Raw genomic sequence first — 1575 nt, 5'->3', positions numbered from 1 at the left:
TCGGCCCCGGTGCCCAAGCGCGATATCGGCGGTGCTGTTTCGCGATATTCAACAGTGCTCAAGCGAGCAAATACTCATGCGAAGAATCAGCTCGTTTTGGACCGTCCAGGACAATCGTGCTTGGAATCTGCTGAAAGCATTGATCGATGAAGTGCTGAGCGAACCACTCGGTAGGTTTGAAATAGCCGCTTTGTTTCCCGTTCGTGACGCAAATGCGCTCTCGAGCGATATTTTTTGGGAGCGCCTGGAATATATCATCCGCGAAAGGATCGCCGACGCAAATAGTCTCGATAGAATTAGCTGGGCCTTGTCCGATTGCAATGACGAGGCGAGGGTCAGGGCTATCACCCTCATTCTGTCGCTCGATAAAGACGAGATATCGATCAACGATTTGGATCTCCGTCGATCTTCAATGAGCGGGTCTCCAGAAAAAGGCTTTATTCCAGCAAAGCTCAAGGAGATTGAGGCGATTGAATCGATTGCTGCTCAGCTGCCCGCAGGTGTTGAATATTTAAAACACAGAGAATGGCTGTTAAAAGTGAGGTCTTCAATTGAAAGAGACATCGAAGACGAAAAGTGGAGGCTATTCCACGGCAGACAGTAATCGACTTTAACACCTAGAATTAGGAAAAGCCTCGGGGGCTCCTGCCTAGCCCTTCGACCTGCACTGCGTGCAGAAGACAGTCGAGGACGAACCGTGGTGCAGCTCCATGAGCTCGAGCTGCATCGCCCTGATCAGGTCGTCGAGCTTGTTCAGCAGCCACTCGTCGATGTTTGTGTCAACGGCCAGCTGAATACTGTTCAGTTTTACGCTACCACTGACAGCGAGGCCGAAGTGGCTCGTTGCCATTTCGAAGCCGCGCGCGCGGCGCGGAAGGGCGGCGTGGACCCCGAGTCCACTGCCTGCAAGCTCGACAAGATGATTTGGTTGCTCTGCACAGGCGACTTCTACCGCGAAGGGGGTCTAAAGCTCTTTTCAACCAATGCACTTGTTGAATCGAACCTGAGCGCCTATTCGGGGGATGGCATTTAAATTGGAGCCACTTTCAGAAAAGCGGCGCTGCAAACGCATGCCAAAACTGGCAAATTATTATGAAAGGTAATCTTATGGTAAACGCAGAGGAATCAACTAAGGCCGGTCTATCGCGCTTGCAAGACGACGCAAGGCCGACTATTTGCAGCGACTCTCTCGAACTTATTTCGAATATCGCAGAGGTTGGCCTGGACGAAATTCTCCAAAACGAGTTCTTGAAGGACATCCCCGTCATCTCAAGCCTAGTGAGCATCTACAAAATCGGAAACAATATCCACAATGCGCATCTGCTGAAGAAGTATGCGTGTTTCCTCGATGAGTTCAACCGCGACTCTTTTGAAAATGGCTCATGGAACAAGTACAAGCAATACTTTGAAGAGTCAAATAGGAAGCGCGATATTGAGTACCTGCTTATCCTGCTCGAAAGATACATTGAGGAGGACAAAGCGCGGCGACTAGCAAAGATGTTAGCGTCGGATTATTTTAGCCAAATATAGTCGGCCGAGATTGACCAATCCCGGCCGACCCATTTTAGCCAACAC

3 protein-coding genes are annotated in these 1575 nt (G+C 50.2%); all 3 read left to right on the top strand.

The genetic code is table 11. The annotated features are described in order from the left end of the window. A partial coding sequence (locus tag AB5750_RS09685) for a hypothetical protein (protein WP_368146278.1) occupies positions 1–604 on the top strand: 604 nt, incomplete at its 5' end. Positions 605–697: 93 nt separating this feature from the next. Beyond that, the gene (locus AB5750_RS09680; RefSeq protein ID WP_117840060.1) at positions 698–1033 is read left to right on the top strand and encodes a hypothetical protein; all 336 of its coding nucleotides are present in this window, start codon (positions 698–700) and stop codon (positions 1031–1033) included. Positions 1034–1107: 74 nt separating this feature from the next. Beyond that, the gene (locus tag AB5750_RS09675; protein WP_368146276.1) at positions 1108–1530 is read left to right on the top strand and encodes a hypothetical protein; all 423 of its coding nucleotides are present in this window, start codon (positions 1108–1110) and stop codon (positions 1528–1530) included. The last annotated feature ends 45 nt before the right edge of the window (positions 1531–1575 follow it).

This window comes from Collinsella aerofaciens (genome assembly GCF_040926185.1).
GTDB lineage: Bacteria > Actinomycetota > Coriobacteriia > Coriobacteriales > Coriobacteriaceae > Collinsella > Collinsella aerofaciens_BC.
Note: the sequence above shows the minus strand (reverse complement) of the source record. Positions and strands in the feature narration are given on the sequence as shown.